At 39.3% G+C, this 18,449-nt stretch carries 16 protein-coding genes; 2 read left to right on the top strand and 14 right to left on the bottom strand.

What is annotated here, in order from left to right; translation table 11 throughout:
* Positions 1-19 precede the first annotated feature (19 nt).
* The 6 genes from DS2_RS08415 to DS2_RS08390 all read right to left on the bottom strand — a co-directional run bounded on the left by DS2_RS08415 (position 20) and on the right by DS2_RS08390 (position 8,015).
* Positions 20-883: a glycosyltransferase family 2 protein gene (locus DS2_RS08415; protein ID WP_160168551.1), complete on the bottom strand. Its 864-nt coding sequence runs from the start codon at positions 881-883 to the stop codon at positions 20-22.
* 171 nt (positions 884-1,054) lie between these two features.
* Positions 1,055-3,700 carry a bifunctional glycosyltransferase/CDP-glycerol:glycerophosphate glycerophosphotransferase gene (locus tag DS2_RS08410; RefSeq protein WP_051479736.1) on the bottom strand — a complete coding sequence of 882 codons (2,646 nt, stop codon included), beginning with the start codon at positions 3,698-3,700 and terminating at the stop codon, positions 1,055-1,057.
* 18 nt (positions 3,701-3,718) lie between these two features.
* The gene (locus DS2_RS08405) at positions 3,719-5,299 is read right to left on the bottom strand and encodes a polysaccharide biosynthesis/export family protein (protein WP_035014288.1); all 1,581 of its coding nucleotides are present in this window, start codon (positions 5,297-5,299) and stop codon (positions 3,719-3,721) included.
* On the bottom strand, positions 5,299-6,483 hold the full coding sequence (locus tag DS2_RS08400) for a sugar transporter (RefSeq protein ID WP_152537575.1): 1,185 nt from the start codon (positions 6,481-6,483) through the stop codon (positions 5,299-5,301). Before DS2_RS08400 ends, DS2_RS08405 begins: the two co-directional genes overlap by 1 nt.
* Positions 6,484-6,567: 84 nt before the next feature.
* Positions 6,568-7,215 carry an ABC transporter ATP-binding protein gene (locus tag DS2_RS08395; protein WP_035014287.1) on the bottom strand — a complete coding sequence of 216 codons (648 nt, stop codon included), beginning with the start codon at positions 7,213-7,215 and terminating at the stop codon, positions 6,568-6,570.
* Positions 7,212-8,015 carry an ABC transporter permease gene (locus tag DS2_RS08390; RefSeq protein WP_051479734.1) on the bottom strand — a complete coding sequence of 268 codons (804 nt, stop codon included), beginning with the start codon at positions 8,013-8,015 and terminating at the stop codon, positions 7,212-7,214. The genes DS2_RS08395 and DS2_RS08390 overlap by 4 nt, the downstream gene beginning before the upstream one ends.
* 247 nt (positions 8,016-8,262) lie before the next feature.
* Here DS2_RS08390 and DS2_RS08385 point away from each other — a divergent pair, with 247 nt between their 5' ends.
* On the top strand, positions 8,263-10,929 hold the full coding sequence (locus DS2_RS08385; RefSeq protein WP_235188567.1) for an alpha-amylase family glycosyl hydrolase: 2,667 nt from the start codon (positions 8,263-8,265) through the stop codon (positions 10,927-10,929).
* A 558-nt stretch (positions 10,930-11,487) separates the two neighbouring features.
* Here DS2_RS08385 and DS2_RS08380 read toward each other — a convergent pair.
* The 8 genes from DS2_RS08380 to zapE all read right to left on the bottom strand — a co-directional run bounded on the left by DS2_RS08380 (position 11,488) and on the right by zapE (position 17,823).
* Positions 11,488-11,976: a ClpXP protease specificity-enhancing factor gene (locus tag DS2_RS08380; protein WP_035014285.1), complete on the bottom strand. Its 489-nt coding sequence runs from the start codon at positions 11,974-11,976 to the stop codon at positions 11,488-11,490.
* Complete coding sequence (sspA, locus tag DS2_RS08375; protein ID WP_035014284.1) at positions 11,976-12,608, bottom strand: stringent starvation protein SspA; 633 nt, start codon at positions 12,606-12,608, stop codon at positions 11,976-11,978. The genes DS2_RS08380 and sspA overlap by 1 nt, the downstream gene beginning before the upstream one ends.
* A 139-nt stretch (positions 12,609-12,747) precedes the next feature.
* Positions 12,748-13,488 (bottom strand): cytochrome c1, encoded by a 741-nt coding sequence (locus DS2_RS08370; RefSeq protein ID WP_035014283.1) that lies wholly within the window; start codon positions 13,486-13,488, stop codon positions 12,748-12,750.
* Positions 13,485-14,753, bottom strand: coding sequence for a cytochrome b (locus DS2_RS08365; protein WP_035014282.1), 1,269 nt, complete (start codon positions 14,751-14,753; stop codon positions 13,485-13,487). Before DS2_RS08365 ends, DS2_RS08370 begins: the two co-directional genes overlap by 4 nt.
* Before the next feature lie 2 nt (positions 14,754-14,755).
* Positions 14,756-15,346: a ubiquinol-cytochrome c reductase iron-sulfur subunit gene (gene petA / locus DS2_RS08360; protein WP_035014281.1), complete on the bottom strand. Its 591-nt coding sequence runs from the start codon at positions 15,344-15,346 to the stop codon at positions 14,756-14,758.
* Positions 15,347-15,697: 351 nt separating this feature from the next.
* Positions 15,698-16,090 carry a 30S ribosomal protein S9 gene (rpsI, locus tag DS2_RS08355; RefSeq protein WP_035014280.1) on the bottom strand — a complete coding sequence of 131 codons (393 nt, stop codon included), beginning with the start codon at positions 16,088-16,090 and terminating at the stop codon, positions 15,698-15,700.
* A gap of 15 nt (positions 16,091-16,105) precedes the next feature.
* A complete protein-coding gene (gene rplM, locus DS2_RS08350; RefSeq protein ID WP_016954474.1) occupies positions 16,106-16,534 on the bottom strand; it encodes a 50S ribosomal protein L13 in 429 nt (142 codons plus the stop codon).
* Positions 16,535-16,722: 188 nt separating this feature from the next.
* Complete coding sequence (zapE, locus tag DS2_RS08345) at positions 16,723-17,823, bottom strand: cell division protein ZapE (RefSeq protein WP_035014279.1); 1,101 nt, start codon at positions 17,821-17,823, stop codon at positions 16,723-16,725.
* 69 nt (positions 17,824-17,892) lie between these two features.
* Between zapE and DS2_RS08340 the strand changes: the two genes are divergently transcribed.
* Complete coding sequence (locus DS2_RS08340) at positions 17,893-18,330, top strand: ZapG family protein (protein ID WP_035014278.1); 438 nt, start codon at positions 17,893-17,895, stop codon at positions 18,328-18,330.
* The last annotated feature ends 119 nt before the right edge of the window (positions 18,331-18,449 follow it).

The raw sequence follows: 18,449 nt of genomic DNA, 5'->3' as shown, positions 1-18,449 counted from the left end.
GTAAGTAAGCTTTTTGAGTTTATGCGCGAAATGAAATGTAGGGAGACAACACCCCTAACTCTATTTGGGTATGAAACCGTCTAAACTTGTCCAGATCAGCCTTAGTCTTCGCTGAAACTTGATGCTCTATTTTTACAGGCCCAACCTGACGATAATCACCATCGGAAAAGGTCAGTGAATTAACTCGAAGCTTAGCAAAATATAGCACTTCAAAAATATAGGAGGCAGCGGAAGCGCCATAAAAGCTAATCAGGCGCTCAAAATACTCAGTGTCTTCACTCCTTCGTAAAACCATGAAAAAGCCAATCTCAGATATTACTTTTTCTCTTTCAAACATCATACTAACGATAGCTTTTGATACAACTCTACCGTTGATTTCATATATTGAATTATCCTCACTTACGCGGCAAAGATTACAAAATGAGAAAACCTTTTTTTTATTTGTAATCAGTGGATAAAGTTGCTTGGCAATACGATCTGGTAAAGCCACATCATCAGAATCTTGAAATGTTACATATTGGCCTCTAGCTTTTACAATTCCATGATTTCTACTGTATGCAGCTCCCTTATTCCACTTGTTTCTAATTATGCAAATCTTAGGGTTATTTGAGTACTCGCTCAGTATGTCCCAACTGCTATCATTACTATTGTCATCAATGATTATTATTTCTATGTGCTGGTAAGTCTGCTTCAATAAACTATCAATCGAAAGCTTTAGAGTAGAAGCACCATTAAAGTTAGGCATAATGATAGAGACTAAAGGCATGTCTAATTTTTTTAGGTGTTGATAAAAGTACCTTTTTTTTATCAACCAGAGTCCTTTTCGAATCCACTTAAACTGCCTCAATAACATAAACTGGCTAGCTTCAAAATAGCCAGCCATAAAAAACTTCAATTCCCTGCTATCGAGCAAGGAACGGAAAATATTGAGCGCAAGGTATCTTACATACTTGTTTTTTGAATCAGCAAAAAACAAGTACGGCGAAGTAAAAAACTTGTAAAACACTCTAGACTTCATATCGAGAACTATAAATTTCTATGCCGCAACGCTAGCTTATGAAGCAACAGAGCGTATTGCTTCAAATGTACGAGAGCAATTGTTACCATCCACCAACGGCAAGAGTTTAACCATACGATCATAGTATTTTTTGGTTGGTACTCCATTATTGTCTAAAACCAAGGACAATTCATTTACTAAAGTTTCTTCATCGTATGACACAGCTCCAAACCCATCATCAACGTAGTCGAAAAAACCTTTTTTACAAACATGACTTCCGGAATAAAATTCATCATAGTCGAACTGGTAATACAATACAGGCTTTCTCATCAAAGCCATTTCATATGCAACTGATGAATAGTCTGTAATAAGAACAGTTGAAATTTTAAATAGCTCTTGAATACCTATTTCCGAATGGCTTAGAACTTCTATGTTTTTTGGTATATCAAATTCGCGTAAGTAAGGCTGTATATTAGCGTGAGGAAAAAAGATAACCCTGTATTTATGTTTTTCTATTAACTCACGCAATTGGGCACTAACCAGAAAAGACCGCCAAGATTTAGCATATGTGCTGTCCATAAAATCGTCTTTTACAACGCGGGAGTTTGATTTTCCTTTAGTACGACCAACTAAATACTCTCGCCATGTCGGCATAACCACAATGGTTTTATCTCCCTTCGAACCGTATTCTAAAAGTTTATCATGCCTAGGAAAGCCAGATAGAACGACTTCTTTTTGTGTTAATTGATACTGTCCACCATCTCCAATCAAAGCTTGGTATTCTTGTGGTGAAGAAGACACAACGCAATCAAATTTTTTGGTATTAAACCACCGTGACATATCATGAACAGATAAGCCATGTTGTAGAAAAGTCAATTTATATTTTAACGCATCCCCATATAACCGTCGGTTTAAATAATTAACGACATAATTATCTGCATGTGAAGAAATTAAATGCTGGCAATTGAGTAAAGCTACCTTGTGATGTAAAGATCCAAATGCAATTAGTTTAAACCCCTCATTCTTCAAGCGCCCCCAGTCATGTGATTTTCGCCTCAATATAAAATAAGCATTTATCTGCTTTTCATTTTTGCTTACATAGCGATATAAATGCTCTGCATTATCATCAGCTTGCGTGTCTCTATCCAAGAACAGCCAAGAATCATGATATTTAGAAGAAAAATAGCTTAGCTTTGCTATACGTTTTAAAATCACAGCCGACAATGAATGATGGACTATGTATGTCCTAGCTCCAAAAGTATCGCGAACATAACTAAATAACAACTTAACAACTTGCTCTCCGTTAAATGATATACGCGAAATTTGGTCGTCTAAAAATATTTGTAATTCTTCCCCACCACCAACTGGTAACCAAACAATTTTTTCATGAATAAAGACTTCATTTAGCAACTTGTGGGAAATTATTTTTTGATAGGCTGGAGATATTGGCACACCATCAACTTCAAACCTCTCGAGCATTTCTGATTTACAAAAATAACGCAACTTAACTAACTGTTTGTCTTGTTCAAGTTCTTCCACATAAATGATTTGTTGTTGTGGCTCACTGCACTTAAACAAAGATAACATCCCAACTTTATGGAAAAACCAACATCCGGCTAAGTTGAAGTCAAGGATCTCTTTTTTACCGATGTACGTAAATATACTTTGGTATTGCCTAATAAAAAGCGCCTTGTCATTTTTGGACAAAAAATTAACCCGTTCATCCCGGTTTATTAGATATTTTAAGTACCAAGTGAAATCATAGAGAACAGTCCATTGAATAAATAGAGGGACATAACCTAGCGCACTACGATATTCCTCCAAAACACTCAAGTATCCAAGTTTCGGCAAGCTAGTATATTTAGCTTCTTGTCTCCACACCGAATCAAGAGTTGATGATTCATCTTTTCTTTTTCGGTAATAATAAACAGCTTTTGGTAAAAACATGATGTTCTTACAGCTTGAATTTAGCAAATAATCACAGACAAATTTGCCATCTTCAAAATTAGGTTTGACAGAGGAATTGAATTCAATATTGAACTTTAAGATATCTTCCTTTCTAAAAAAAGCTGTTGATGCAGAAAATTGTATCGCTTTTCGATTTTTAAAAGGATTGACGATCCAGTTTCCTTTTTCAAATCTATAACGTAAAGGGTGACTATTGACAAAACTTTTATTTCTTTCATTATAAAAGATAGTGTTACTTGAAACTAAGGCTATGTCTTCTTTTGCGTTTGTTATAGCCTTGTCTATTTCCTCAAAGTAATTTGGACGCAAAAAATCATCAGGGTCAATATAGGTTACCCATTCATGCCTTGCATACTGAATCCCTTTATTACGAGCTGAAGCTTGACCTCCGTTTTCTTTCCTAACATATTGAATGTTCAGTGGGTATTTTTTCTGCCATTGCTTTACAATATCAGGTGTTTTATCAGTAGATCCGTCATCGATAATAATGATTTCGATATTTTTACTATCTAACGTTTGCTTGGTTATGCTCTTGAAATAATCATCTAAATATTTCTCAACATTATATGCAGCTGAAATAATACTAAATTTGTTCTTACCAGCCACACTTTTCGCAACGTAAAATCTATTTGGCAAAAAGTACAAACGCTTAAATAATAAATCCAAAAAAAATAATTTAGGATTACGAATAAGTTTATTAAATTTTTTCTTACTGAAATTAGAAAACATCGACATATAGATTACTTCTTACTTTTACATCCCCAATACAACCGCAGCACTTACTGCGATCTGGTAAATAATTTGTGTTATATCTTTGCTAAATTGCAGGTACTTAGTGTCCACTTTAGGCAATATGAATATTTCATCACCGCCAACAATTTTAGCGCGTTTAAGTTTGCTGGTGTCTTCAGCTAAATACTTTTCAAACTGACCGTTTTTATGCATAACAATCACGTAAGTTGAATCTTCACTCTGGGTGTAACCACCAGCTGAGTTTATATAGTCAATCACAGTGGAGTCAGCTTCATGGGTAATTGCGCTCGGAAATACCACTTCACCATGTACCAATACCAGTGACGATTTGCTCGGGATGCGGATAATATCACCTTGCTCTAGGTGAATGTCGTTGAATACGTCTGTATTTGTCAAAATAACTTGACCGCGCGGTTGTATATTTTTGGCACGTTCAACCCATTGCAAAATCAGTTCAGCTTCTTTTGCTCTTAAAGCAGCGGCTTCGGCAGTGTCTGAGCGTGCAGTCAAAACGCTAGATTCAAGCGATTGTAAAGACGACTGCAACATTTCTTTTTGTCGTGCTCTTACACTGTCTCTAAACAGTTGAATACCCGATAAATCAGATAAATTGTTTAGCTCTATTTGGCTAATCAATTCTGCTAAGGTTGAGCCATGTGGCAGTACGTATTCGCGCTCACTTTCGTGTTCACCTTCTACTCTTACACTAATTGAGCGTGCTTTTTGGTCTGACACAAATACCACCTTGTCACCACTGTATAACGGAGCTTGGTCAGCTTCATCAATTGCATGGTAGTCTACAAATTGCTCTGTACCTGAGTTGCGGTAAATTCGTACGTGCGTAACAGTTGGTTGTGGTTTAACCATTTGTTTTATATAAGCTAGGTTTGTTTGCGTTTGCGCAAACTCTATTGCGCTTGCTTTGGCGACTAAGCCGTCTACCGCGACGTGTTTTTTACGTGGGCTTACAAATATGGTGTCACCGTCGCGAATTTGATGCGGGGTCATTAAACCTTGGGTTAAAAAGGTGTATAAATTAAAAGTTTCAATCGCTTGGCCACTTCTAATTAGTCGAATATCTAAGTAACTACCTGATGTTGGGTGTATACCTTTGGCTTTATCTAAAAAATACAATATAGAGTCAGACGACAAGCCTGCATATAAGCCAGGCTGCATAACATGGCCGGTGACATATACTTTTACCGGTTGGGCGCTTTCTAACGTTGCATAAATATGCACATTACTTTGAAAAACCTGCTTTACTCGGTTAACTACTACTTGGTTTAGCTGGCTATTTTTAACCCCACTCACCTGCACAGGCCCAACTTTAGGAATAAAAATGTTGCCTTGTTTATCTATTTCAAAAATGGCGTCTAGGCTAGTGCCCCCCCAAATTTGCACACGAACTTTATCTCCTATCGCTAATTGATAGTCTGGGTTAAAACCGTTAAAAGACTGGTTAGCAAAGTCGCCATTAAACAACCAATCACCATACACTGGGGTTTGCTGCGATTGTTGAATTTGTGCAATTGTCGTAAAAGGTAAAAACAATAGCGCGAAAAGTATTAAATGTTTTTTCATCAGTCTTCTTTATGCTCTTTTACGGTTGCCAGTACCATTACCAATATGCCGTACATCATTGCCAATAGTACGGTTAGGGTAACAAACCAATAAAAACGTCTGGGGTAGAGTGCTTCGTCTGCTACTGTCGCGTGCTCTACCACCAACAAATGTTTAAGTTTTTTATGTACTTCGGCTCGGGTGGTTTCTAATCCGAGTAACGCAGCTTTATATACGTCTGCAGCAAAGTCTATTTGCATTTTTAAGTTGCGGTATTGAATATCCAACTCGTTTAGTGCTGTGTCTGAATCACTAATAAGTTTGCTTTGTTGCTCAGTTATTTGTGTTTCAATTGCTTTAATTTGGTTTTGTAAAGTGACCACTTCGGCGGCGGTTGGGTTCATATAACTTAATAATGCTTCTACCTCGGTTTTCTTGCTGATCATTAATGAATTAAGTTCAGCAATGCTCCCCAAAACCGCAGTACTTTGTTGTTCAGTACTGAACACTTGTTGTTTATTTTGAAATTGAGTCAATTTAGCGGTTAAGTCAGACAAGTTTTCATGCGAGCGATTTAATTCTTTTTCAACAAAAGCAACTTCTTCCAACGCTATTTGATGGCCTAATTGGTTTATAAACGCTTCGGCATGTTGAATAATTTCGTTGATAACTAGGTATGAATAGTCGGCCTCAAAAGTGCGAACCGATAAACTAATCAACCCTGAAATATCATCAAATTCAACATTCACTTTGTCTAAGTAATATTGGTAAAAATCTTCGAAGGTTGCATCCGCCGATAATCGGCTTACCCAGTCGGCATTTGTTTGGCTAAAGTGCGCTCTTAATTGAACATTTTGCTGTAAATGTTTAAGCATGTCTTTCGACAAAATGTGCTTTTGAATTAGGTAGGCATCTTTTGACTGGCCACCGTCAATCCCCAACAAAGGCAAAGATGCTCCAGCTGCAAGGTTTGGCTCGTCAGAGGTTTTTATCACTAAAGTAGCGGTAGACTCATATTGGTCACTAGCGATTACAAACAAGTAAATCGCCAATGCCACAACAGGCACTACAAGCCATGCAACATAATGGAAAGACAACACCATTTTTGATGATGTATCTGCCCCTTCCTTTGCCAACCTAAAGCCAATTGAGTCTATCAAAAAGGCTTTGGGCGAACGGAATAACTTTTTTAACTTCCGTGCCATTAAAGTACCACTAAATTCAGTTCCAGTCATAAAAGCGCAAGATTATATCAATTTATTTATACATTTGTAGTAAAAAGGTAATATTTAACTTTGATACTGTTGAATGCCATCTTCAACATTGTCAAATAAATACAGTTGTTTATTTTGCAATACTATCGACATATCGCATTGTTTTCGTAGGGTCGACATGTCATGCGACACCATAACCACGTTGGCATTTTTGCGCTTTTCTGCCATAGACTCAGCGCACTTTTTACGAAATGACGCATCGCCAACCGAGGTTATTTCATCAATTAAATACAGTTCAAAGTCAAATGCCATGCTTAAAGCGAACGCCAAGCGAGATTTCATGCCAGACGAGTAGGTTTTAATCGGCAGCTCAAAATAGTCACCAATTTCAGAGAAGTCTTTTACAAAGTCACAGGTTTTTGCAATGCGTTTATTGCCATATACACGGCAAACAAATTCGACGTTTTCTCGTCCTGTCATGCTGCCTTGAAAACCTGAAGCTAACGCAAGCGGCCATGAAATACGTTTATTTGAGCGTATTTCCCCTTTGTTGGGAAAGTCTATCCCGCCCAATAAACGCAATAATGTCGATTTACCCGCGCCATTAGGCCCGAGTATCGCAACGTCACGCCCTTCGGGTATAGTAAAGGTGACATCTCGTAACACATATTTTTTGCCTAGCTTAGTTAGGTAGTATTTGGTAACTTTTTCCAACTCAATCATGTTGCTATCATCCTTGTCCAATGTGAGCGGTATAAACGCAGTGCAATAAACAAACTCACCAAAGCGCAACAAAACAAATACCATAAGCTAGCATGTTCTGAAGTAAAGTTTTCGATAAAGCCGGCTCGAAATAGCTCGACTGCATGTAGCACTGGGTTCCAAATTAAGTACACATGATATTTTTCAGGGATCATGTCTAAAGTGAAAAATATCCCTGAAATAAACATCATAGGCTTCATTAAAATAGCTAAAAATTTGTCGCTCTCGGGGAAAAACTCAACCGCAAAAGAAGCTATCATGCCAAATGATGTTGCAAAGACAGTTAATAACATCACTATCATTAAACAGCTCAAAATATCGTAAATAGCCACTTGGTAACCCGCCCACCAAAACAGCGCAAATAAACTTATTGAAGTAAATAAAAAGATCCCTATTTCCAATAAGGTTCGCGCGCAATAGGTATTAATTGGTTTAACATAGCGATAATGGAATAGGCCTCTATTTGCTGAACAAGCACTTTTGCATTTGGTAAATAAGTTTTGAAATAGTAAAAATGGCATGATTCCAGTGTAAATAAATATTGGCGTTTCAACGCCCCCAAACCCTTCACGCGCGCGCACACCAAATATAATTGAAAAGATAATTACATGGGCAATTGGTTCCGCCAGTGCCCAAAAAACACCTAGTCGATAAGTGCCAAAGCGGGTTTTCAGCTCGCGTAAAAATAACGCAAAGATCACATCACACATCACTTGGATTGGGTTGCGTTGAATTCTGTGCTCGGCGGGCTGAAATGACATTAAGTATGCTCTCCTGACTAATCGGCGCGCATTATAACAAACAAGTGCAAATTTACAGTGGGTTTAAATGTTTAAAAATGTACAAGCACGATGTAACCGCTACATACGTATGCATAGCGATTTTCTAATTAGAAGCAGCTAGACTGACTTTTGACATTTTATTAACACCATGCACACAAAACGAGATTGACCCATGTTCAAATTATCCAAAAGCTGTATAGCGATAAGCTCTGTTTTAGTACTGACGATGAGTTTATCCGCTTGTAAAGACACTAAAGTCGACATTGACCCCCCTGAAGAACCTACTCCAGCACCAAGTCCGACTCCTACGCCTACGCCAACTCCAACTCCTACGCCAACTCCAGCTAATACAGCCCCAACTGTTGATATGCTTGATAGTGCAACGGTAGAACAAGGCTTATCAATAGAGCTCAATTGGACAATTTCAGATGCTGAGCAAGATAATTTAACCTGTGAAATCGACGCGGGTGATAGCAGTAATCCAATTGCAATTACTGATTGCGCTTATACGGGAAAAACCACCTTAACCTATAGCGAATCTGGGCAGTATCAAATTAAATTCACTGCCGATGATGGCGAATTTTCTAGCGAACAAACGTTAAATATAACCATTAGTCAACCAGCTCCACAATTTACCTTAGCAGCCAGCGCAACTGCCCCAGCTGCTCTTTATTTACGTGGTTTTAATGATGACTGGGACACAACTAACCCATTCACCTTGCATGATGGCATTTATGTAATTGAGTTCGATGGCACATTTGCTCAACAGATGGTCAAAGTTGCCAGCGAAGATTGGTCGGCAGTTAACTGCGGTGGTTTTGCGCTTAGCGCCAATACAGCACCAGTTGATCTCACTTGTGGTGGCAACCCAGATAACGGTTCAATTACTTTTGAAGAAGATGCACTTTATCGAATTGGTGTCAGTTATCAAGATGATGGCAGTGCACAAATGCAAATGCTAAAAATTGTTGACCCTTTGCCTGATGAATCTGGTTTAGGCCAAGCTGGTACATTAAATATTCATTATTTACATAGCAGTGAAAGTTATTCTGGTTGGGGATTGCATATTTGGGGGGATGCGATTGACCCTTCAATTGCTACCACTTGGCAAGCGCCGCGTCCATATGCCGAGCTAAAAGATGATTATGCAATTTGGCAGGTGCCTATTGAAGATGCCAATAGCGCTTTTAATTTTATAATGCACTTTGGTGATGTGAAGAGCACGGATAGCGATCTATCAATTGTAGCGAACAGTTTTGGCACTGACATTTGGATAGTGCAAGACACAGCAACTATTTATAACAATGAAACAGATGCTCGTGCAGCCTACAATTCACTGTTACAGAACTTGGGTAATCAATCTGCTAACTTAGATTTATCTGATGTCACAACGACAGATACAAGCTCAGCTCTAGCAGATGGTTGGGTAGATAGCGCGCAGTTTGCACAAATTTATGTACGCGCTTATCAAGATTCAGATGGTGATGGCGTAGGTGACATTCAAGGTTTAATCAGCCGGTTAGATTATCTAAAAGACAATGGCATTGACGCCATTTGGTTAATGCCTATGATGGAAAGCTCTGACAATGATCATGGTTATGCGACAACTGATTATCGCAAAATTGAAAGTGACTACGGCTCACTAGATGACTTCAAGGCGTTGTTAGCTGAAGCGCATAATCGAGATATGGCAATTATTTTAGATTATGTAATTAATCACTCAAGTAATCAAAACCCGCTATTCGCTGATGCAATGTCGTCTGCCAATAATGACAAGCGTGATTGGTATATTATTCAAGCTGACAAACCATTAGGTTGGAATATTTGGGGTGGTGATCCATGGCGTTCAAGCCCGGGCGGTGCTTATTATGCAGCATTTGCCGACAGCATGCCTGATTTCGACTTAACCAATCCTGATGTAATTGCTTTTCATCAAAATAATCTTAAGTTTTGGTTAAATATGGGCGTGGACGGTTTCCGTTTCGATGCCGTTGGTGTGTTGGTTGAGAACGGCAAAGACGCTTTAGAAGATCAGCCTGAAAACCATGTGATTATGAAAACCATGAAAGACACCATCGAGTCTTACGACAATAGATATATCGTTTGTGAATCACCTTCTGGGTATGCGGCATTTGCCAACGACAATTCCTGTGGTCGTGCATTTAACTTTAGTGCGGGCCACGCCATTCTTGGCATGGTAGATACCGGTGTGGTTTGGGATGAATTATTAACTGAGTTAGCTGCGTCGAATACCGACCAAATGCCGATGATTCTAGCCAACCATGATTTCTTTGCAGGTGATCGTGTATGGAATCAATTATCAGGCAATGTTGCACAATACAAATTGGCGGCAGCCACTTACTTATTAGCTTCATCTAATCCTTTCACTTATTACGGTGAAGAAATTGGTTTGGCCGCAGCGGATAATTTATCCGGTGATTGGAGTATTCGTACCCCAATGAGTTGGACTGACGATACTAACAATGCCGGATTTACCACTGGCACGCCATTTAGAGATTTATCTAGCAATGTTGCAAGCAACAATGTAACCGCGCAATTGGCGAATGCTGATTCATTATTAAATTACTACCGTGACTTATATCAAGTTAGAAATGACCATTCGGTAATTGCGACAGGTATACTAAATGTACAAAGCAGTGGCGGTGACGAGGTGCTTAAATTAGTTAGAACGGGCACTGGAACCGAAGCAGTCATTTTAATTAACTATAGTGATGGAGATGAAAGTGTCACAGTTGATGTGACTCATGATAATGCTGTTTATACTGACGAGTTAAGTGATTTAGCGGATGCTGGCGCTAGTTCTAGTGGTCAGCTAACTGTAATAGTTCCAGCGCAATCTGCTGCTGTGTTTGTTCTTACTGTTGCAAACTAGTTGTTGATGTTTTTGCACTATCTGGATTGCCGGATAGTGCAAATTTTCTATCCGAACATAACTAACCCACTCGCGTACTTGCCCTAGCGCTGGCTGATTTTCGCAATATAGTCAGAAGACAAATGGGTATTGCTCACAAAAACGTTTCGAGCACTTCCCCAGCGACTATTCGCTGCTAGTTATTTGCAACATGTGGGAATTACTAGAGCATAACTATCGCAAAACCGCTGTGAATACTTCCATGTACGCTTCGCTTTTTCATCCCTGAAAAAGAAATTTTGCTCTAAGTTATTGCTCTAGCATTTCCTAATTCGAAATTGCTGCTCGTTAGCTATTCTGTATATTGATGTCGACATTTAGCACCTCCGATGCTTAGTTTTGCCAACTCGAATACTGATTTTCTAAAATTTCAAACGTCTGGCATGACGTTTGGGAGCTTCCAGGGACGGATTTACAGTGTTTTTAGAAAATTTCTAGAGAGTTATGCCCTATGAATTTCCGAAAATTGCACAAAACAAGCAGCGAAGAATAAAAAAGGCGACTCGAGAGTCAAATCGCCTATTTAATCACTTTTAAATGACTCACTTTAGCCGATTTTTTTGACTTATCAGCAGAGTCGTCAGCCACGGTCTCAACCGGAGCATCGTCAGGCTGGCTACCATCAATGGTCGTCAACTCTGGTTCAGAAGGCTGCTGAGCGTAATCAGGTTTAGGCTCTGGCGCAAATGGCATGCCCTCACCATTCTCACGTGCATAAATATACAACACGGCAGCAATAGGCACACTGACATGACGTGGCGAACCACCAAACCTAGCATTAAACTCAATGCTATCATCACCAATCGACAAAGCACCTGTGGCACCAGACGAAATATTTAAGACAATTTGACCATCTTTAACATATTCAAATGGCACTTGCACACCTGGAAACTCAGCATCCACCAATAAGTAAGGGGTACATCCGTTATCTTCAATCCAATCATGTATCGCTCTAACCAAATAAGGTTTACACGGCGACATTGATGTTTGGGTGCCAGTTGGATTCATTATGCGCCTCGCATTTCTCTTTCATCATCAGTTAAAGAAGCTTGGAATGATTCGCGCTCAAATACACGGTTCATATACTCTTTAACTTCTTTGCTACCTTGGCCGATAAGCTCAATGCCCAGCTTAGGTAAGCGCCATAAAAGTGGTGCTAAAACACAATCAACCAAGCTAAATTCTTCGCTCATAAAGTATGGCGTTTCTTGGAAAATTGGCGCAATCGCTAAAATGCTTTCACGTAATTCAGCACGCGCAGCACTCGCTTCTTCAGCTGAACCGTTCTCAACCTGCTCAACAAGTTTGTACCAATCATTTTCTATGCGGTGCATCATTAGACGGCTTGAACCACGAGCTACAGGATAAACTGGCATCAAAGGTGGATGAGGGAAACGCTCATCTAAATATTCCATAATAATGTTAGATTGATATAAAACGAGTTCTCGATCTAACAAAGTTGGAATTGTGCCATAAGGATTTAATTCAAATAATTCCTCTGGTTTGTTATTTGGATCAAGTAGTTTAATTTCAACACTAATTCCCTTTTCAGCCAACACAATGCGGACTTGGTGACTGTGTAATGAAGTGGCATCAGCATAAAGCATCATTACAGAACGTTTATTGGCAGCTACAGCCATGAAATATCCTCCAAGGTAACAAACAATTCGGCTTTTAAGCCTAAATTAACGTGAATGATTCCACGTTACTAGATACGGCAAATGGGGGCCAAGCCCCCATCATAAATACTGCAAATTATTGCGTAAACTGAACTAACAATTAGTGCACATCACGCCAGTATTCTTTCTTCAACAAGTAAATAAATACAAAGAAGACAGCTAAGAATACTAATACCCAAGTACCAATTTTATGAGACTCAAGTTTTGAAGGTTCGCCAACATATTCTAAAAAGTTAACCAAGTCATGCATTGCTTGGTCAAACTCTTCAGGTGTCATAGAGCCTTCTGTTTTTTGGGTTAACTTAATGCCTGATAAAGTTTTTTCGCCATGTACTTCTGTGTACACAAACTCTGCAGTTTGTGTACCCTGTAATGGTTCAAGCACATGTGGCATACCTACATCTTTAAACACAGCATTGTTTACACCAAAAGTTTTACTTTCATCAATATAGAAAGATTTCAAATAAGTGTAGATCCAATCTGGGCTACGCAAACGTGCAATCAAAGTTAAATCAGGTGGTTGTTTACCAAACCATTTTGCAGATTCTTTTGCAGGCATAGCGTTAGTCATTTGCTCGCCGACTTTTTGATCGCCAAAAATTAAGTTTTCTTTAACTAATTCTTCAGGAATACCCAAATCTTGCGCAGAACGATTATATCTATGGAACTGCATTTGGTGACAACCTAAACAATAGTTAGTAAACAAAGCAGCACCACGTTGCAATGACGCTTTATCTTCTAAATCAATTTTTGCTTTTTCTAACGGATGTGAATAACCACCACCTGCAGCGATAGCTAAACTCGGAATTAAAGCAACTAAAGCAATTAATAATTTCTTCATTTCGATATTCTCGCTGGTAATGGTTTAGTTTTTTCGTTTTTACTGTACAACCACAAGAAGCCAAAGAAGCCAAAATAAAGCAAGGTGCTAATTTGTGACATCAAAGTAAAAGTAGGAGTTGCAGGTTTTAAACCTAACCAACCTAACAATACGAATACAATTGCAAATACCGTTAAGTTCAATTTGTGTAAACCACTACGGTATTTAATTGAACGTACTTTACAACGGTCAACCCAAGGTAGAGCCGCTAACATAGCAATTGCACCAAACATAGCGATGACACCTAATAATTTATCAGGAACCGCACGTAAAATTGCATAGAAAGGTGTGAAATACCAAACAGGGGCAATATGCTCAGGTGTTTTTAATGGGTTAGCTGGTTCAAAGTTAGGTGGCTCAATAAATAGCCCGCCCATTTCTGGGTTGAAGAAAATAACATAAGCACAAGCGGCACAGAAAACTGTAAAGGCAACTAAATCTTTCAACACAATATGTGGGAAGAAGGGTACTACGTCATCAATAATGTCGTATTTGTCTGTGTAATACTCGTGAATTTGGTATTTAGTTTTCTCTTCTTCTTTCAAAGAGCCTTTAGGATGCTTAATGTTGATACCTTGCGGATTGTTGGAACCCACCTCATGCAATGCAACAATGTGCAAGAACACTAAGATAACAATAACCAATGGCAGTGCAATTACGTGCAACGCAAAGAAACGATTCAATGTTGCGCCTGAGATTACATAGTCACCACGGATCCATAAAGTTAAGTCGTCACCAATAACAGGAATCGCACCAAATAGAGAAATAATTACCTGTGCGCCCCAGTATGACATTTGGCCCCAAGGTAACAAGTACCCCATAAAAGCTTCAGCCATAAGTGCTAAGTATATGAACATACCGAATAACCACAATAACTCGCGTGGTTTTTGGTAAGAACCGTACATCATGCCGCGGAACATGTGTAAATACACAACCACGAAGAATGCCGATGCCCCGGTAGAATGCATATAACGCAAAATCCAACCGTAGTCGACGTCACGCATAATATATTCAACAGAAGCGAATGCGCCTTCTGCGCTTGGTACGTAGTTCATGGTTAACCAAATACCAGTAACAATTTGGTTAACTAATACAACTGTTGCGATAAAACCGAAAACATACCAGAAGTTCATGTTTTTCGGTGCTGGATATTGTAGTGCGTGCATATTTGCAACACGCATCATTGGAATGCGATATTCAATCCAATCGAGTAAATTTTTCCACATGATTATGCAGCTCCCGAGTCGTCACCGACAAGAATAGTATTCTCGTCTAAGTACTTATGAGGTGGAATAACCAAGTTTAATGGTGCCGGTACACTTTGGAATACACGACCAGCCATATCAAACTTAGACCCATGACAAGGACAGAAGAAGCCCGATGGTACACCTTCTACTTGAGCCGAAAAACTATCAGCCAAATATTGCGGTGAACAACCTAAGTGGGTACAAATACCAACTGCAACAAAATACTCAGGCTTGATTGAGCGATGTTGGTTTGTAGCATATTGAGGTTGTTGTTCGTTTTCTGACGCAGCGTCACGCAACTGACCTTCATGTTTAGCTAATTGTGCTAACATTTCATCAGTACGTTTGACCACCCACACAGGTTTACCACGCCACTCAACTCTTAACATTTGACCAGGTTGGAGTTTACTCACGTTTACTTCTACCGGTGCACCAGCCGCTTTGGCTTTTGCACTCGGATTCCAAGACGCGATGAAAGGCACAGCTGCTCCGACAGCACCCACCCCACCAACAACCGAAGTTGCGACGGTTAAGAAGCGACGGCGACCGTTATCAACAGGCGCATTACTCATTCAATCTTCTCCGAGACTAGATTTAAAAAATTGACTGTCCTAGCATAGTACTTGGCTGAAAAAACAGCAAAAATCACCCACAGCTAGGGGCAGAAATAAAATAATGCGAATGATATAAAAAAAACCGTATAACTGACAAGGAAATCACGGAAAAAGCCCCAAAATAACCAATATATTTTGCAATTAGTTCGTATGCGCTCATGTAGGCTTAATTTATAGTCAATTTCGCACTGCCGAATTAGCCTGTGATCTTTCCAACAACAGACAAATTTGACCTTGAATAAATTTTTTAAACTTATAAAAAAACCCGGACAAAGCCGGGTTTTTGCAAAAGTTGGTATATAAAACGAATTAACGTTTTGAGAATTGTGGACGCTTACGCGCTTTCTTAAGACCAACTTTCTTACGTTCAACACGACGCGCATCACGGGTAACAAAACCAGCTTGGCGTAATGCAGGACGTAATGATTCATCAAATTCCATCAATGCACGAGAGATACCGTGACGGATAGCACCAGCTTGACCAGTGTTACCACCGCCAGCAACGGTTACGTACAAATCGAATTTTTCAGTCATTTCAACTAATTCTAAAGGTTGACGAACAACCATACGTGAAGTTTCACGGCCGAAGTATTCTTCGATAGAACGTTTGTTGATAGTGATGTTACCTGTGCCTGGTCTTATAAATACACGAGCGGTTGAGCTCTTACGACGACCAGTACCATAGTATTGAGAGTCTGCCATAGTAATGTCTCCGAATTAGATGTCCAAAGTTTGCGGTTGTTGCGCTTGATGGTTGTGCTCAGCACCTGCGTATACTTTAAGTTTACGCGCCATTGCACGGCCTAATGGACCTTTCGGAAGCATACCTTTTACAGCGCTTTCGATGATCATTTCTGGTTTTTTCTCAATTAACTTGTCAAAAGTAATTGATTTTAATCCACCTGGGAAACCAGAGTGTGAGTAATACACTTTGTCACTACGCTTAGCACCAGTTACCGCTACTTTTTCAGCATTGATAACAACAATGTAATCACCAGTATCTACGTGAGGAGTATATTCTGGTTTATGTTTACCGCGTAAACGACGCGCGATCTCAGTAGCTATACGACCTAAAGTTTTACCGTCAGCGTCAACTACAAACCAGTCGCGCTTTACAGATTCAGGCTTTGCAGAGAAAGTTTTCATTTCGAATTTGACCTAAATACAAAAAATTCCACATTTTTGAGGCAGTATGCCTCCCCTAGTTTATGTCAAAGACCCCTTCGAGAATTTGAACAAAGGCCCTTTTTCGTGCCTTACCGGGTTTGGGAGGCGCGCATTATATAGGACGGTTAAAAAAAGATCACCTATTAATTGCATTTTTAGTAAATCAGTTAGGCTAAATGTGGTTTAGCCAAAAACTCAGTTGATTGCATTTCTTGTAAACGGCTTAAGCAGCGTTTAAATTCAAAACTTAACAAGCCCTGAGTGTAAAGTTGTTCCATCGGTACTTGCGCAGCGATGATCAGCTTGACATTACGTTCATAAAATTCATCAACTAACGCAATAAATCGGCGTGCAATATCGTCAGTGCCATGACCCATTTGCTCAACATTACTTAATAATACAGTGTGAAAACATTGGCTTAGTTCAATATAGTCATTTTGGCTTCGCGGCCCATCACATATAGCTCTAAAGTCAAACCAAACCAAATCTTGTGCAAGTTTATGCACTGCAATTTTACGATTTTCAATTTGAATAAAATCGTCAGTCGAGATATCACCAATGGCCATTTTGCTAAAATAGCTGTCTAAATTCGCCAAAGCGTTTTTGTCACAAGGTGAATGATAAATCTCAGCCTGGGTTAAAGTCCGCAACCGGTAATCAACCCCACTATCGACATTCAAGACCAGACAATTTTTTTCAATTAAATCAATCGCAGGTAAAAATCTTTGTCGTTGCAAACCGTTTCGGTATAGGCCCTGAGGTTCGATATTTGAAGTCGCAACCAATACCACACCATGTTCAAATAAAGCTTGAATTAGCCCAGCAAGGATCATGGCATCAGTAATATCGGAAACAAAAAACTCGTCAAAACAGATCACTTTGGCTTCTTTGGCGAGTTTGTCTGCTAAGGTGATTAATGGGTCTGATTGGCCACCCAATAATTTGAGCTCATTGTGTACTCTGTGCATAAAACGATGGAAGTGCACACGCATTTTTTGCTCTGTTGGTAACGAGTGATAAAACAAATCCATCATGTATGTTTTGCCGCGCCCAACACCGCCCCAAAAATAAAGACCTTTTGGCGCTTGAATTTTCGGCTTCTTAAACAGATATTTAAGAGAGGTTCGCCATGATGGGTTTGACGCTAAATATTCAACCAATTGATGGTGTAATGTATCTAAATGCTCGATTGCGTTTGCTTGCGCGTCGTCTGGGAGCAACTTTCCAGAGGATAAATCTTGTTTATATTGTAAAATCGGGCTAGTCATAACAGGCAAAACACAAGTATATTTAACGATAAAGTGCTAATGCTAATATTTTTTTTGAGGTAATTCATCATGACTTGGTTAATAGACATTATAATTTTCATTGCTGGTATGGCGACAGGTTTGATAGCCGTGCGCTTTATCCCACAAATTTCAGGTAAAACACATAAACTATCAGAGGAATTAGCTGAGCACGTAAAAGCGCAAGAGTCTTTTAAACAAGATGTTGATAGCTATTTGGCTTCAGTAAATCAAGCTATGCAACAAATCGCTCAGCAAGCAACCCAAGCCGCTAACGAGTCACAACAGCAGTTTTCCAAATTAGCTGCTACGCAAAAAGAACACAAAGAGTTTGTACCATTTTTTGGTGATGATACTGCAGCTATCATGGCGCAAAGCCAGGCAGTTGAAAGTGCGAATAAAACAAAAATCGACAGTCATTCTGAAGAGCTTCCGCGTGATTATTCAGAAAATAAAATGGGTTGGTTTAGCGAACAGAATCAAAAGTAAACTGAACTTTTTTCCATTGGAAAGAGTCTTTATTGCAACTATGCGTTATACAAGGCAGGTTATTTCCGCCAAGTTATAGCAGGTTAGTTAGAGCTAAATCAATATAAATAGCGATAATC

The sequence above is a fragment of the Catenovulum agarivorans DS-2 genome, from assembly GCF_000568405.1.
Taxonomy (GTDB): domain Bacteria; phylum Pseudomonadota; class Gammaproteobacteria; order Enterobacterales; family Alteromonadaceae; genus Catenovulum; species Catenovulum agarivorans_A.
Note: the sequence above shows the minus strand (reverse complement) of the source record. Positions and strands in the feature narration are given on the sequence as shown.

Excerpts from the sequence above, each read along its gene's own strand:
- DS2_RS08415 (WP_160168551.1), bottom strand. The coding sequence starts at position 883 with ATGGCTGGCTATTTTGAAGCTAGCCAGTTTATGTTATTGAGGCAGTTT.
- DS2_RS08410 (WP_051479736.1), bottom strand. The coding sequence starts at position 3,700 with ATGTCGATGTTTTCTAATTTCAGTAAGAAAAAATTTAATAAACTTATT.
- DS2_RS08405 (WP_035014288.1), bottom strand. The coding sequence starts at position 5,299 with ATGAAAAAACATTTAATACTTTTCGCGCTATTGTTTTTACCTTTTACG.
- DS2_RS08400 (WP_152537575.1), bottom strand. The coding sequence starts at position 6,483 with ATGGCACGGAAGTTAAAAAAGTTATTCCGTTCGCCCAAAGCCTTTTTG.
- DS2_RS08395 (WP_035014287.1), bottom strand. The coding sequence starts at position 7,215 with ATGATTGAGTTGGAAAAAGTTACCAAATACTACCTAACTAAGCTAGGC.
- DS2_RS08390 (WP_051479734.1), bottom strand. The coding sequence starts at position 8,015 with ATGTCATTTCAGCCCGCCGAGCACAGAATTCAACGCAACCCAATCCAA.
- DS2_RS08385 (WP_235188567.1), top strand. The coding sequence starts at position 8,263 with ATGAGTTTATCCGCTTGTAAAGACACTAAAGTCGACATTGACCCCCCT.
- DS2_RS08380 (WP_035014285.1), bottom strand. The coding sequence starts at position 11,976 with ATGAATCCAACTGGCACCCAAACATCAATGTCGCCGTGTAAACCTTAT.
- sspA (WP_035014284.1), bottom strand. The coding sequence starts at position 12,608 with ATGGCTGTAGCTGCCAATAAACGTTCTGTAATGATGCTTTATGCTGAT.
- DS2_RS08370 (WP_035014283.1), bottom strand. The coding sequence starts at position 13,488 with ATGAAGAAATTATTAATTGCTTTAGTTGCTTTAATTCCGAGTTTAGCT.
- DS2_RS08365 (WP_035014282.1), bottom strand. The coding sequence starts at position 14,753 with ATGTGGAAAAATTTACTCGATTGGATTGAATATCGCATTCCAATGATG.
- petA (WP_035014281.1), bottom strand. The coding sequence starts at position 15,346 with ATGAGTAATGCGCCTGTTGATAACGGTCGCCGTCGCTTCTTAACCGTC.
- rpsI (WP_035014280.1), bottom strand. The coding sequence starts at position 16,090 with ATGGCAGACTCTCAATACTATGGTACTGGTCGTCGTAAGAGCTCAACC.
- rplM (WP_016954474.1), bottom strand. The coding sequence starts at position 16,534 with ATGAAAACTTTCTCTGCAAAGCCTGAATCTGTAAAGCGCGACTGGTTT.
- zapE (WP_035014279.1), bottom strand. The coding sequence starts at position 17,823 with ATGACTAGCCCGATTTTACAATATAAACAAGATTTATCCTCTGGAAAG.
- DS2_RS08340 (WP_035014278.1), top strand. The coding sequence starts at position 17,893 with ATGACTTGGTTAATAGACATTATAATTTTCATTGCTGGTATGGCGACA.